Origin of the sequence: Nitratireductor rhodophyticola (assembly GCF_019891355.1) — a bacterium.
Classification (GTDB): Bacteria; Pseudomonadota; Alphaproteobacteria; order Rhizobiales; family Rhizobiaceae; genus Nitratireductor; species Nitratireductor rhodophyticola.
In genome coordinates this window covers 67,980-81,514 of the sequence record NZ_JAHSSF010000005.1, presented here as the reverse complement: position 1 = coordinate 81,514, position 13,535 = coordinate 67,980, and the positions used below count along the sequence as shown (strand labels likewise).

12 protein-coding genes and 2 riboswitches are annotated in these 13,535 nt (G+C 66.4%); of the genes, 11 read left to right on the top strand and 1 reads right to left on the bottom strand.

The window, feature by feature from the left end:
* Positions 1-200, bottom strand: a riboswitch (cobalamin riboswitch).
* Between the two features lie 60 nt (positions 201-260).
* Positions 261-462, top strand: a riboswitch (cobalamin riboswitch).
* A gap of 173 nt (positions 463-635) precedes the next feature.
* The 6 genes from cobW to KUG85_RS18750 are packed head-to-tail and all read left to right on the top strand — an operon-like array spanning position 636 to position 8,325.
* Complete coding sequence (gene cobW / locus KUG85_RS18775) at positions 636-1,673, top strand: cobalamin biosynthesis protein CobW (protein WP_223006546.1); 1,038 nt, start codon at positions 636-638, stop codon at positions 1,671-1,673.
* 4 nt (positions 1,674-1,677) lie between these two features.
* Positions 1,678-5,010, top strand: a complete 3,333-nt coding sequence (gene cobN, locus KUG85_RS18770) for a cobaltochelatase subunit CobN (protein ID WP_223006602.1) — start codon at positions 1,678-1,680, stop codon at positions 5,008-5,010.
* Positions 5,007-6,194, top strand: a complete 1,188-nt coding sequence (gene cobG / locus KUG85_RS18765; RefSeq protein WP_223006545.1) for a precorrin-3B synthase — start codon at positions 5,007-5,009, stop codon at positions 6,192-6,194. Before cobN ends, cobG begins: the two co-directional genes overlap by 4 nt.
* A complete protein-coding gene (locus KUG85_RS18760; protein ID WP_223006544.1) occupies positions 6,195-6,827 on the top strand; it encodes a precorrin-8X methylmutase in 633 nt (210 codons plus the stop codon).
* Complete coding sequence (locus KUG85_RS18755) at positions 6,824-7,564, top strand: precorrin-2 C(20)-methyltransferase (protein WP_223006543.1); 741 nt, start codon at positions 6,824-6,826, stop codon at positions 7,562-7,564. The genes KUG85_RS18760 and KUG85_RS18755 overlap by 4 nt, the downstream gene beginning before the upstream one ends.
* On the top strand, positions 7,561-8,325 hold the full coding sequence (locus KUG85_RS18750; RefSeq protein WP_223006542.1) for a precorrin-3B C(17)-methyltransferase: 765 nt from the start codon (positions 7,561-7,563) through the stop codon (positions 8,323-8,325). The genes KUG85_RS18755 and KUG85_RS18750 overlap by 4 nt, the downstream gene beginning before the upstream one ends.
* On the opposite strand, the gene KUG85_RS18745 is transcribed toward KUG85_RS18750, so the two are convergent.
* A complete protein-coding gene (locus KUG85_RS18745; RefSeq protein WP_223006541.1) occupies positions 8,289-9,062 on the bottom strand; it encodes a cobalt-precorrin-6A reductase in 774 nt (257 codons plus the stop codon). The genes KUG85_RS18750 and KUG85_RS18745 overlap by 37 nt on opposite strands.
* Between KUG85_RS18745 and cbiE the strand changes: the two genes are divergently transcribed.
* Genes cbiE through KUG85_RS18720 form a run of 5 tightly spaced genes read left to right on the top strand, consistent with a single transcriptional unit; the run spans position 9,061 to position 13,535 of the window.
* A complete protein-coding gene (cbiE, locus tag KUG85_RS18740; RefSeq protein ID WP_223006540.1) occupies positions 9,061-10,308 on the top strand; it encodes a precorrin-6y C5,15-methyltransferase (decarboxylating) subunit CbiE in 1,248 nt (415 codons plus the stop codon). The two genes, KUG85_RS18745 and cbiE, sit on opposite strands and share 2 nt — an antisense overlap.
* Positions 10,287-10,691 carry a cobalamin biosynthesis protein gene (locus KUG85_RS18735; RefSeq protein ID WP_255606494.1) on the top strand — a complete coding sequence of 135 codons (405 nt, stop codon included), beginning with the start codon at positions 10,287-10,289 and terminating at the stop codon, positions 10,689-10,691. The genes cbiE and KUG85_RS18735 overlap by 22 nt, the downstream gene beginning before the upstream one ends.
* Complete coding sequence (gene cobM, locus KUG85_RS18730; protein ID WP_223006539.1) at positions 10,688-11,452, top strand: precorrin-4 C(11)-methyltransferase; 765 nt, start codon at positions 10,688-10,690, stop codon at positions 11,450-11,452. The genes KUG85_RS18735 and cobM overlap by 4 nt, the downstream gene beginning before the upstream one ends.
* A complete protein-coding gene (gene cobA / locus KUG85_RS18725) occupies positions 11,449-12,225 on the top strand; it encodes a uroporphyrinogen-III C-methyltransferase (RefSeq protein ID WP_223006538.1) in 777 nt (258 codons plus the stop codon). Before cobM ends, cobA begins: the two co-directional genes overlap by 4 nt.
* Complete coding sequence (locus tag KUG85_RS18720; protein ID WP_223006537.1) at positions 12,222-13,535, top strand: cobyrinate a,c-diamide synthase; 1,314 nt, start codon at positions 12,222-12,224, stop codon at positions 13,533-13,535. Before cobA ends, KUG85_RS18720 begins: the two co-directional genes overlap by 4 nt.

The following is a 13,535-nucleotide window of genomic DNA, read 5'->3' as shown; positions in this document are numbered from 1 at the left end:
GTTTCTTTCATACTGTCGGCAGGTTTCCTGGCTCACGGGTCGAAGCGTTTTCCAGCCTTCCCAAGACAAAAAGCCTCAGTGGCGATCAGGAAAACGCTCACCGCTTACAGTTGCGGGGGCAGCCATGGCCTTGGCGCATTTTGCGCCGCACCATGTTCCCTCTGGTCCGCTTGCGCGGAACCGACAGCGGCCCGACCATACAGGAGTCGTCTCTCCCGGCAAACGCTTTCTTCACGCATTGACAGACATGCCAGGCGAGCCATAAATGCGAGGCAGACGGTCCTCTTCCCTCAAGGGAGGAGGCTAAGAGGGAATGCGGTGCGGGCCTTGCCCAATGCCGCAGCTGTCCCCGCAACTGTAAGCGGAGAGCGCACCTGACACGCCACTGGGGCAACGCCCTGGGAAGGCTGGAGAGCGCAGCGACCCGTGAGCCAGGAAACCTGCCGTCTGAAAATGAAATCCTGACCGCCTGGCGGGTGTCCCGGGCAAGGAGTGTGCATTGTGACTGCCGATTGCGCCGCTCAGCGCCTTCTCTCTGCCATTCATGGCGACCTTGCCCGAACGCGGCGTGAAAGGGCTGGCGTCTCCTTCACCCGCATCCCCGCATTCACCACACTCCGTCTGAAGGATATCCCATGACCACGAGCTTCAATCGTGTGCCCTGCACCGTCGTGACCGGCTTTCTCGGTGCCGGAAAGACAACGCTCATTCGCAATGTGCTGGAAAACACCAAGGGCAAGCGGCTTGCCATCATCGTCAACGAATTCGGCGATGCCGGCGTCGATGGCGAGGTGCTGAAGGGTTGCGGGCTCGACAATTGCCCGGAGGAAAACGTGCTCGAACTGGCCAATGGCTGCATCTGCTGCACCGTGGCCGACGATTTCGTGCCGGCACTCGACCAGATTCTCGCCCGTGAGCCGAAGGTGGATCACATCCTGATCGAGACTTCCGGTCTGGCATTGCCCAAGCCGCTGGTGCAGGCCTTCCAGTGGCCGGCGATCAAGAATCGCGTCACCGTCGATGGCGTCATTGCGGTGGTGGACGGGCCGGCGCTGGCCGACGGTCAGGTGGCCGCCGACATGGATGCGCTCGCGGCGCAGCGCGCCGCTGATGATTCGCTCGACCATGACGATCCCGTGGAAGAGGTGTTCGACGATCAGGTGGCCTGCGCCGATCTCATCGTATTGTCCAAGAGCGACCTTCTGGACGCGGAAGGCAATGAGCGCGCCCGCGCCCGCATCGAGGGCCATCTGTCGCGCAATGTGCAGATCGTGCCGAGCGCCCATGGCAAGGTGGACCCGGCGCTGCTGCTCGGTCTCGGCCTCGCGGTGGAAGACGACATCGAAAACCGCAAGACCCATCACGACGACCCGCACGATCATGAGCATGACGATTTCGATACGTTTGTCGTCGATCTGCCATCGGTCCTGCGGCCTGAAGATCTGGAAGCGCGCGTCAACGCGGCGGTGGAGACCGGCGAGGTTCTGCGTCTCAAGGGATTTGCGCATGTGAAGGGCAAGCCCATGCGCCTGCAGGTGCAGGCCGTGGGCCCGCGCGTTTCGCATCATTACGACCGTCCGTGGAAGGCCGGTGAAGCTGCCGAAACGCGGCTTGTCGTGATCGGCCTCAAGGGTATTGATCGCGCGCGCATCGAAAGCCTTCTCTCGGCCTGATCCGATGCACATCCTCGCCACCACCACCGCCTCTCTGGACGACCTGATCGAACCTGTCGATCTGCAGCAGTCGCCGGCGGATATGGTGGCGCTGTCGTTCACCGACAGCGATCTGGCAGGGATCGCCTCTGCATGGCAGGCGAACCGCGAGGCCCTGCCCTCGCTGTGCCTTGCCGCGTTGCGCGATCTGCGACACCCCATGTCGGTCGATCTGTGGATCGACAACACGGCAGCGCACACCCGCACCATTCTGGTGCGGGTGCTGGGCGGCTATGAGTGGTGGCGCTATGGCTGTGACCGGCTGGCGGAGCTTGCGCGAGACAAGGGTATCGCGCTGGCGCTATTGCCCGGCGAATGCCATCAGGACGACCCGCGCCTTGCCGAGCGCTCCACCGTTTCGCCGGAAGCGCGCGCGGCGCTGCTTGCCTGCTTTCGCGAGGGCGGGCCGGACAATATGCGCGCGCTGACCATGCAGATGGCGCGCCTTGCGGGGCGGGAGATCGACACGCCGGAGGCCGAACCGGTCGCCAAGGCAGGCTTCTATGCGCCGGGTCATGGCATCGTGGAGGCGGGCTTCTTTGCCGCGCAGCCCGGCAGGGCAATCGTTCCGATCCTCTTTTATCGCTCCATGCTGCTTGCCAGCGATGTCGCGCCCATCGACGCGCTGGTGGAGGCGCTTGAGGAACAGGGGCTGTGTGCGGTTCCTGTTTTCGTCTCCAGCCTGCGCGACCCGGTTGCCGCCGATTTCGTTCGGGACGCCGTGGAGACGTTGAAACCTGAGGCGCTCATCACCGCGACGGCGTTTTCCAGCGGCGCGGAGCCTGGCGAAAAAACACTGTTCGACCGTTTTGGCGTGCCGGTTTTTCAGGTGGTCACCGCCACCACGCGGCGCGAAGCGTGGCAGGAAGGGCAGCGCGGCCTCGCGCCTGCGGACCTTGCCATGCATGTGGTGCTGCCGGAACTCGATGGCCGGCTGATGGCTGGCGCGATTTCCTTCAAGGATGAGGCGGCGATGGATGAAGGGCTTTCCTTCGGCGTTCAGCGCAACCGGCCCGAACCCGCGCGCATAAGGCAGGTGGCGGCAAGGATTGCCGCACATCTGAAGCTTGGCCGCACACCGGCGGCGGAGCGCCGCATTGTCGTTCTCATACCGGATTATCCTAGCGCGCCCGGCCGCACCGGCTATGCGGTGGGTCTCGACGTGCCGTCGAGCGTGCTTGCCATGCTGCATGACCTCGGTGCGGCGGGGTATGCGGTTGATGGTGTTCCGGAGACGCCAAGGGCGCTGATGCAGCGCCTCGAACAGCCTTCGGAAGCGCTTTCGCTGGATGAATACCGGGTGGCCTTCGATGCGCTGCCCGAAGAGGCGCGTGAAACGCTGCTCGCCACCTGGGGACCGGCCGAAGACGATGCGGAGGATGGCGTCTTTCCGTTCCGCGCGGCGCGGTTCGGGAATGTCACCGTGGCGCTTGCGCCGGACCGGGGACGTTCGGCAGACCGGCGCGTGGACTATCACGACCCGACGCTTGCGCCGCGCCATGCGCTCGTCGCCTTCGGCCACTGGATGCGGGAAGGGCTCGATGCCCATGCGCTGATCCATGTGGGTGCGCATGGCACGCTGGAATGGCTTCCGGGAAAAACCGTGGCGCTGACGGAAACCTGTTTTCCGGAGATCGTGGCGGGCGCGCTGCCGGTGGTCTATCCCTTCATCGTCAGCAATCCGGGCGAAGCCGCGCAGGCCAAGCGCCGCATCGGCGCGGTCACGCTCGGCCATCTGACGCCGCCGCTTGCGGGTGCCGGGCTTTCTGAAGACCAGCAGGAGCTGGAACGGCTGGTGGACGAATATGCGCAGGCCGACGGTCTGGACCGCCGCCGCCGCGACCGGCTGGCGCAGCTGATCGTGGAAACCGCCGAGCGGACGGGCCTGACCCGTGATGCCGGCGTTGAGGACACTGGCGACACGGATGCGGCGCTGATGCAGATCGACGCCTGGCTGTGTGATCTGAAAGATTTCGCCATCAAGGACGGGCTGCACATTTATGGCCGGGGCAGCGGCGCGGATGAAGCGCCCGAACGCCGCGCCTGCGCGGAGAGCGAGAAGCGCGCGCTTCTGGCATCGCTCGATGGCCGACACATCGCACCCGGCCCCTCCGGCGCGCCGGCGCGGGGGCGCACCGATGTTTTGCCGACGGGCCGCAACATTTTCACCGCCGACCCGCGCACCCTGCCCACGCCAACCGCAAGCGCGCTTGGCAAAATGGCGGCGGATGAAGCTGTGCGCGGCTATCTGCAGGAGCATGGCGACTGGCCACGCTCGCTGGTGATCGACCTCTGGGGCAGCGCGAGCCTGCGCACCGGCGGCGAGGAGATCGCACAGGGTCTGGCGCTGATGGGCTGCCGCCCACAATGGGATCAGGCGACGGGCCGTGTGACGGGCATCGAAGTGCTGCCGCCGGCCAGCCTTGGCCGCCCGCGCATCGACGTGACCTGGCGCATTTCCGGTCTGTTTCGCGATATGTTTCCCACCCAGATCGCGCTTCTCGATACGGCGGTTGCCGCCGTGGCCGCGCGTGACGAAGACGACAGCGAAAACCCGCTTGCGAGCGCCGCCCGAAAAGCCGGCAAGGCTCCGGCGCGTATTTTCGGCTCCGCGCCCGGCACCTATGGCGCGGGACCGGAAGAAAAGCTTGCGCGCGGAGACTGGCAGGAACGCGCCGAACTCGGGCAGGCCTATCTGGACGCGGGCGCGTTTGCCTTCGGCGGCGCGGAGGGCGAAGGCCGGCGGGAAGACGGCGCGTTTGCAAGGCAGGTGGCGGACGCCGACATGCTTCTCCACACGGGCGACGATGCCGGGCGCGATATTCTCGAAGGCTCGGCGGATGTGGCCTTCATCGGCGGGTTCGCGGCGGCGGTGGAAGCGCTGGGCGGCAAGGCTGATCTGGTGGTGCTCGACACAACCGATCCGGAACGTCCGCGCGCCCGCTCTCTGGCGCAGGCCATTGCCCGCACCGTGCGGGCCCGTGCGGTCAATCCGCGCTTCATCGAAGGCCAGTTGCGCCACGGCCCGCGCGGTGCGGCGGAACTCACGGAAACCGTGGACCGGCTGATCGGCTTCGCTGAAACCACGGATGCGGTTTCAGGCAGCCTGATCGATGCCGTGTTCGACGCTTATCTCGGCGATGATCGTGTGCGCGATTTTCTTCTGGCGGAAAACCCTGCCGCCGCTCACGCCATGGCGGAACGGTTTCACGCTGCGCGAAGGCGCGGCCTGTGGCACCCCCGCCGCAATTCCGTCGATGCCGATCTGGCCGCACTTCTTGCGGAGGCGACAGCATGACGATGCGGCGCGGCGCTTGCCCCACACTCTCCGCCCCCATGAAGACCGGCGACGGGCTGCTCGCGCGGATTGCGCCGGCCCATGGCGCGCTGACGCCTGAGAAGCTGGCGGGCATCGCAAAAGCGGCGGGCCGGCATGGCAACGGCATTCTGGAAGTGACCGCGCGCGGCAAATTGCAGATACGCGGACTGACTACCGAGAGCGCCCCCCTGTTTGCCACGGAAATCAACGCGCTGGAGCTTGGTCCTGTGGATGGCTTTGCGGTGGAGACCGCACCGCTCGCCCCTCCTCCTCCGCTTGCGGAGCGCATCAATGCGCATGTCGCTGCGCATGGCCTTGGCCCATGCCTTGCGCCAAAAGTGTCCGTCACGGTCGATTGCGGCGGCACACTGCATCTCGATGCGATCAGCGCCGACATAAAGCTCATCATGGCTGATGACAGGCAGTGGCTGATCGGCATTGGCGGCAATGGCGCGACGGCGCACTGGCTGGGCGCGGGGGATGAACGCGTGGCAGGCGACAGGGCGCTCGCCATTCTCGACCTTCTGGCGCAGACTGGCGGGCGCGCGCGCGATTTCACGCAGGCAGAAACGAACGCGCTGAGCGCCGGGCTTGCACCGGTAAAGACACACGCGTCGCGCGCCGATGCGGCACCGGTCGGCCCGTTTGCCATGGCAGGCGGGGAAAACGCGCTGGGCATCGCCCTGCCCTTCGGCCAGATTTCAGCGGAAGTGCTAGTGGCGCTCTGCGAGGCTGTATCCGATGCAAGCGAAATCCGCCTTACGCCGCGCCACGGCCTGCTTCTCCTCGGCCTCGACGAAGCCCGTCACGAAGAGGCGTTGCAGGCAGCGCACGCGCTGGGTTTCGTCACGAAAGGCGACGATCCGCGCCTTTCCATCGCCGCCTGCGCCGGGGCGCCCGCTTGCGCTTCGGCGCGATTCGATGCCAAGGCGCTTGCCGCCGAGGCGGCTGCGGCGGGTTTGCCGGACGGTCCGTTCCGCCTTCACCTTTCGGCCTGCGAAAAAGGATGCGCCCAGCCCGCCGGGCCGGTTGTGAACCTGATCGCGGTTGAAGGTGGCTGCACCCTTTCCTCCGTTGGCGCAAAACCTTCCGAGCGCCTTCGCACCTTTCTCATCGAGCGCGGCGAGACGCTGCGCGCCGCCCTTCTTCGAAAGTCAGGCTGAATGCAAGAAACCGAGTATATACGCGACGGCAACGCCATTTATGAAAAGTCGTTCGCGATCATCCGCGCCGAGGCCGATCTCGCGCGCTTCAGCATGGAAGAGGCCGATGTGGCCATCCGCATGATCCATGCCTGCGGGCTTGTGGAGGCGGCGCAACATTTCGTCTTTTCCGAAGGGTTCGTGGCCGCTGGCCGCGCGGCGCTGAAAGAAGGCGCGCCGATCCTGTGCGATGCGGAGATGGTGGCGCGTGGCGTGACCCGCACGCGGCTGCCCGCCGGAAACGACGTGATCTGCACCTTGCGCGATGCGCGCACGCCGGAGCTTGCGCAAAAGCTTGGCAACACGCGCTCCGCTGCTGCGCTGGAACTCTGGCGCGAGCACATGGAGGGCGCGGTGGTGGCCATCGGCAACGCGCCGACCGCGCTCTTCTACCTGCTCGACATGCTGCGCGCCGGTGCGCCGAAGCCTGCCGCCATCATCGGCATGCCGGTCGGTTTCGTCGGCGCGATGGAATCCAAGGAAGCGCTGGCCGAGAGCGGGCTTGGCATTCCCTTCGCCATCGTGCGCGGCCGCATGGGCGGCAGCGCCATGACGGCGGCGGCCATCAACGCACTTGCGAGGGCGGGCCTGTGAGCGGAACCCTGATTGGCGTCGGCACCGGACCCGGCGATCCCGAACTCATCACCGTCAAGGCGCTGAAGGCGCTGGAGCGGGCGGATGTGGTGGCGTATTTCGCCAAACGTGGTCGCCGGGGCAATGCCCGCCGCACGGTCGAGGGGCTTTTACCGGAAGGCATCGAGGAACTGCCGCTCGAATATCCCGTCACCACCGAGATCGACAAGGCCGACCCTCGCTATATCGCGGCCATCACCGGCTTTTACGAGGCCTCGGCGCGTGCGGTGGAAGCGCATCTGAAAGCGGGGCGCACGGTTGCCGTTTTGAGCGAGGGCGATCCGCTGTTCTACGGCTCCTACATGCACCTGCATGTGCGGCTTGCCGCGCAGCATCCGACGGAGGTGATCCCCGGCATCACCGCCATGTCGGGTTGCTGGTCGCAGGCGGGCATCGCCATCGTTCAGGGCGACGACATCATGACAGTTCTGCCCGGCACGCTCGATGAAGATGAGCTTGTGCGCCGCGTGAGCGACACGGAAGCCTTCGTCATCATGAAGGTGGGGCGCAATCTGCCGAAAATCCGCCGGGCGCTGGCCCGCGCCGGCAGGCTCGTCGGTGCGGTCTATGTGGAACGCGGCACGATGGACAATACGAGCATGACGCCGCTCGCCGGCAAGGCCGACGACACGGCGCCCTATTTCTCGCTCGTGCTCGGGCCGGGCTGGCAGGCAAAGCCCGGCGAGGCGGTGGCATGAGCGGGCGTCTCGTCGTCATCGGCACCGGCCCCGGAAAACCGGCACAGACAACGCCGGAGGCGCGCGCAGCCATTGCGGCGGCAAGCGATTTCTTCGGCTACGGTCCCTATCTCGACCGGCTCGAACTGAACGATGGCCAGACCCGTCACGCCTCCGACAACCGGGAAGAGCTTGCCCGCGCGAAGGCGGCGCTTACCATGGCCGCTGAAGGCAGGCATGTGGCGGTGGTGTCGGGAGGAGATGCAGGTGTTTTCGCCATGGCGGCGGCGGTGTGCGAGGCCATCGAACACGGGCCGGAGGACTGGCGCGCGCTCGATCTGGAGATCGTGCCGGGGCTGACGGCCATGCTGGCCGTGGCCGCCCGCGTCGGCGCGCCGCTCGGTCATGATTTCTGCGCCATATCGCTTTCGGACAATCTGAAGCCGTGGGACCTGATCGAAACCCGGCTGGCTGCGGCTGCCGGCGCGGGCTTCGTGATCGCGCTCTACAATCCGATCAGCCGCGCCCGGCCCTGGCAGCTTGGCCGCGCCTTCGAGTTGTTAAGCGGCATTCTGCCGGCCTCCACGCCGGTCGTGTTCGGCCGCGCCGCGGGCCGGTCCGACGAGCGCATGGCGATCGTTCCGTTGAACGAGGCGCGTGGGGAGATGGCCGACATGGCCACCTGTGTCATCATCGGTTCGCCCGAAACACGGATGATCGAGCGTCCGGGCAAATCGCCGTTGGTCTATGCGCCGCGCTCGGCCAGCGGAGCCGCCAGATGAGCCTTGATTGCAGCCATGGCTTCGTCGACCCCGGCCACGACGGCTGCGCCAGTCGGCTTTGGCCGGTCTATCATGATCACCGGCAGGCCGAGCCTGCGGGCGGCTGCGATCTTGCCATAGGTTGCGGTGCCGCCGCTGTTCTTGGCGACCACGATGTCGATGCGGTGTTGGGTGAGAAGGATAATCTCATCGTCTTCGCAGAACGGCCCGCGCGCCAGAATGCATTGGGCATTCGCCGGCAGGTGGGACGGTTCGACCGGCTCCACACTGCGCACCAGATAATGATGCTGCGCCGCCGCGCGAAACATCTGAACCTCCTGCCGGCCAATGGCGAGGAAGACGCGCCGGGGCTCAGAACCGAGCAGCGTTGCCGCCTCGGCCATGCCGGACGCGGTCTGCCACTTGTCGCCGGCGACCGGCTGCCAGGCGGGGCGCATGAGCGTGATGAGCGGCACGCCGGTCAGGCTGGCCGCTTCCGCCGCATTGCGCGCCATGCGCGCGGCGAAGGGATGCGTGGCGTCCACCATCAGGTCGATGCCTTCGTCCTCGAGATAACGCGCAAGCCCCTCAGCGCCGCCGAAACCGCCCACACACACCTCGCCCTGCAAGGCTTCCGGTGTGCTTGTGCGGCCGGCAAGCGAGGTGACGACACGCAGCCCACCCCGCGCGTAGAGCCGCTCGGCCAGAAGCCGCGCTTCGCCTGTTCCACCGAGAATGAGAAGGGTCTGCTTTGCCATGACGTCTTCTAGAGCATTTTGCAGTCAGGCGGAAACCTCAAGGCGCTGGCTTGCCATCGTGGGGATCGGCGAGGACGGTATGGCCGGGCTCAGTGAGGAAGCACGCCGCGCGATTGCCGATGCGGAGGTCGTGTTCGGCGGTGCGCGGCACCTCGAACTGGCGGCAGGCCAGATTTCCGGCGAGACGCGGCAGTGGCCCTCCCCCTTTGCCAAGGCGGTCGATGAAATCGAAGCCCTGAGAAGCAAGAATGTCTGCGTGCTCGCCTCCGGTGATCCGTTTCATTTCGGCGTTGGCGCCACGCTGGCGCGGCGCATTCCGGCGGACGAGATGCGCGTCTTTTCCGCCCCGTCTTCCTTCGCGCTTGCTGCTGCCCGGCTTGGCTGGCCGCTGCAATCGGTCGAGACGGTTTCGCTGCATGGCAGGCCCATTGCGCTGATACGCCCGCTGCTCCATCCCGGCGCGCGCATTCTCGCGCTCACATCCGATGGCGCGGCTCCGGCTGCGATTGCGGAGCTGATCACGGCAGAGGGTTTTGGTCCCTCCCCCTTTCACGTGCTGGAAGCGCTGGGCGGACCGCGCGAAAGGCATGTCAGCTTCATGGCTTCCGCGCTTTCCGCAGAAAGTTTCGACGATCTGAACGTGGTCGCCATCGAGGTGGTGGCGGATGAGGATGCGCACATCCTGCCGCTTGGAACCGGGCTTGAAGACGGGCTTTTCGAGCATGACGGGCAGATCACCAAATCGGAGGTGCGGGCTGTCACGCTTTCCGCGCTCGCCCCGAAACGCGGTGAACGGCTCTGGGACATCGGAGCGGGTTCAGGCTCCATTTCCATCGAGTGGCTGCGGCAGCATTCGTCGCTCAGCGCCATCGCCATCGAGGCGGACGAGGAGCGGGCGGCGCGCATTGCCCGCAATGCGGAGCGCATGGGCGTGCCGCAGCTCACCGTGGTTGAGGGAAAGGCTCCCGCCGCGCTCGCGGGCCTTGCCGTGCCCGATGTGGTTTTCGTCGGTGGCGGGGCGACTGCACCGGGGCTGATGGATGCGGCGATTGCTGCTCTTGGAACCGGGGGCCGGCTTGTCGCCAACGGGGTGACGCTCCAAACGCAAGCGCTTCTGATCGACTGCCATGGGCGGCACGGCGGAGAGCTGATCGAGATCGCCATTGCGCGCGCTGCCCCCGTTGGCGGCATGACGGCGCTGCGCCCGGCCATGCCGGTGCTTCAATGGCGCTGGAGGAAACCATGATCTGCGCCGGGTTTGGAGCCAGAAAAGGCGTCACGCACGACGCGGTTCTTGCCGCGCTCGACGCCGCTCTGGCAACGCATGACATCGCGCGGGATAGGCTCGACGCGCTGGCGACCGTGCCGCAGAAGCGTAACGAGCCCGGCCTGACGGACGCGGCAAAGGCGCTCGGCCTGCCGCTTGTCATTGCCGATGATGCGGCACTTCAGGCGGCGGCGGCGCACTGCCTGACCCGCTCGGAACAGGCGCTTTCCGCCACGGGCCTGCCATCGGCCTCGGAGGCGGCGGCGCTGGCCGTCTGCGGCCCAGCCGCCCGGCTTCTCGGGCAGAGGATCACACTTGACGGCGTTACCTGCGCCATCGCGACCACCGGAAGACAATCATGACCGTTCATTTCATTGGCGCTGGACCGGGCGCTGCCGACCTCATCACCGTTCGCGGCCGCGACCTGATCGCGCGCTGCCCGGTCTGCCTTTATGCCGGTTCGCTGGTGCCGGAGGAATTGCTCGCGCACTGCCCGCCGGGAGCGCGCATCGTCAACACCGCGCCCATGTCGCTTGCAGAGATCGAGGCGGAATATATCCGCGCCCATGAAGCGGGCGAGGATATCGCCCGGCTGCATTCGGGCGATCTTTCCGTATGGAGCGCGGTTGCCGAGCAGATTCGCCGTCTTGCAGCACTCGGCATCGATTACACGCTGACGCCGGGCGTGCCTTCCTTCTCGGCGGCTGCGGCGGCGCTGGGACGCGAGCTGACCATTCCGGAAGTGGCGCAGAGCCTCGTCCTGACCCGCATTTCCGGCCGCGCCTCGAAAATGCCGGAGGGCGAGACGCTGGCCAATTTCGCGGCCACGGGTACGACGCTCGCGATCCATCTCGCCATTCACGCGCTGGACCGTGTGGTGGCGGAGCTGACCCCGCATTACGGCCCGGACTGCCCGGTCGCCATCGTTGCCCGCGCAAGCTGGTCGGACGAGCGCATTCTGCGCGGCACGCTTTCCACCATCGAAGCGGAGATGGCGAAAGACCCGATCGAGCGCACGGCGCTCATTCTCGTCGGGCCGGGGCTGGGTGCCGAGGATTTTCGCGAAAGCGCGCTCTACAGCGTCGATTATCAGCGCCGGTTTCGCGGGCGGGAGGGGTTATGAGTTTGCTTGAGGCGCTCGACCGCCTGCCTTTTGAGCCAGTGCCGTTCGAGCCCGGCCATGTGTGGCTTGCGGGTGCGGGTCCCGGTGGCTTTGGCTGTCTGACACTCGGTGTTCTGGCCGCGCTCGATGCGGCGGGTGTGGTGATCTATGACGCGCTGGTGGACCCGGAGATCCTGAAGGCGGCACCGCGGGCCCGGCACATTTTCGTCGGCAAACGCGCCGGCCAGCCCTCCACGGCGCAGGATGAAATCAACCGGCTGATGGTGGCCGAGGCCGAGGCGGGGCACAGGGTTCTGCGGCTGAAAGGCGGCGACCCGAACATGTTTGGCCGTGGCGGCGAAGAAGCGCTGGTGCTGGCGCTCGCCGGCATTCCCTTCCGCTTTCTGCCGGGCATCACATCGGCGGTGGGCGCACTTGCCGATGCGGGCATTCCCGCCACCATGCGCGGGGTGAACAAGGCGGTGATCTTCGCCACCGGCCACGCCGCCGGCACGCCGGACGATCTGGACTGGGCAGCGCTGGCGAAAACCGGGCAGCCCATCGTCATCTATATGGGGATGCACAAGCTTGCCCTGATCGTGGACGCACTCTCCTCCGGCGGCATGGCGGGCGATACGGCCGCAGCCCTCATCATGAATGCGACCAAGCCGGACGAGCGCATCCTCACCACCACGCTCTCGTCCCTTGTTTCGCAGGCCGAGGAACAGGGCTTCGGCTCCCCTTCCATCATCGTGATTGGCGGCATCGTCGCGTTGCGCGAGGCGCTTTCATGACGGCGCGGGCGATCATCATCGGCGCGGCCCGTTCTGGCTCGGGCAAGACCAGCGTCACCATCGGCCTGATGCGCGCGCTCAGGAGGCGCGGTGTTGCGGTGCGGGGCGCGAAATCCGGCCCCGACTATATCGATCCCGGTTTTCATCAGGCGGCGACGGGGCATCCGGGCGTCAATCTGGACAGCTGGGCCATGCACCCGGATCTGCTCGCCCATCTGGGAAGCCGGCAAAGCGAGCATGCCGACATGCTTTTGATTGAGAGCGCCATGGGCCTCTTCGACGGCATCGTTTCGGAGCCGGGACGATCCGGTGCGGCAGCCGACATCGCGCGGCTTTACGATGTGCCCTGCCTTGTCATTCTCGATGTGTCCGGCCAGTCGCAGACGGCTGCTGCGCTGGCAAAGGGGTTCGCCGCTTACGATCCAAACGTGCGGATTGCCGGCGTGGTGCTCAATCAGGTGGCGAGCCCGCGCCATGAAGCGATGGCGCGCGATGCCATCGAGGCCATCGGCATCAAGGTTCTGGGCGCGGTCTACCGCAACCCGGACATGGCGTTGCCGGAGCGGCATCTGGGCCTTGTGCAGGCGAGCGAACATGCCGCGCTGGAAGCCTTCATCGAGCGGCTTGCCGATGTGATGGAAGAGGCCATCGATCTCGACGCGGTGATGAAGGCCGCCGTGCCGCTTTCCATGCAGGCGGGGGATGCGGTGCGGCTTCTGCCGCCGCCGGGGCAACGCATCGCCATCGCGCAGGATGCAGCCTTCAGCTTCGTCTATCCGCATCTCGCCCGGCACTGGCGCGAGGCGGGAGCAGAACTCCTGCCTTTCTCGCCGCTTGCCGATGAAGGACCGGCGGAAAGCGCCGACGCCTGCTGGCTGCCGGGTGGGTATCCCGAACTTCACGCGGGGCGGATTGCTGCTGCGAAGAATTTTCATGTTTCGATGCAGGCTTTCGCGGAGAACAGGCCCATTCACGGCGAGTGCGGCGGGTTCATGGTTCTGGGCAAGGCGCTGGAAGATGCGGACGGCACGACCCACGCCATGCTGGGTCTGCTTTCTCATGTGACGAGCTATGCGAAGCGCAAGATGAACCTCGGCTATCGGCAGGCCACGCTCATGAGCGACTGCGCCATCGGCGGCAAGGGCGAGACGATCCGTGGTCATGAGTTCCATTATTCGCGGCTGGTGGAGCCCGGCAGCGATGCGCCGCTCGCCATGCTCGCGGATGGGCAGGGCCGCGACCTCGGTCCCTCCGGCGCGCGGCGCGGGCATGTGTCGGGCACCTATTTCCACGCCATAGCGCGGAGTTGA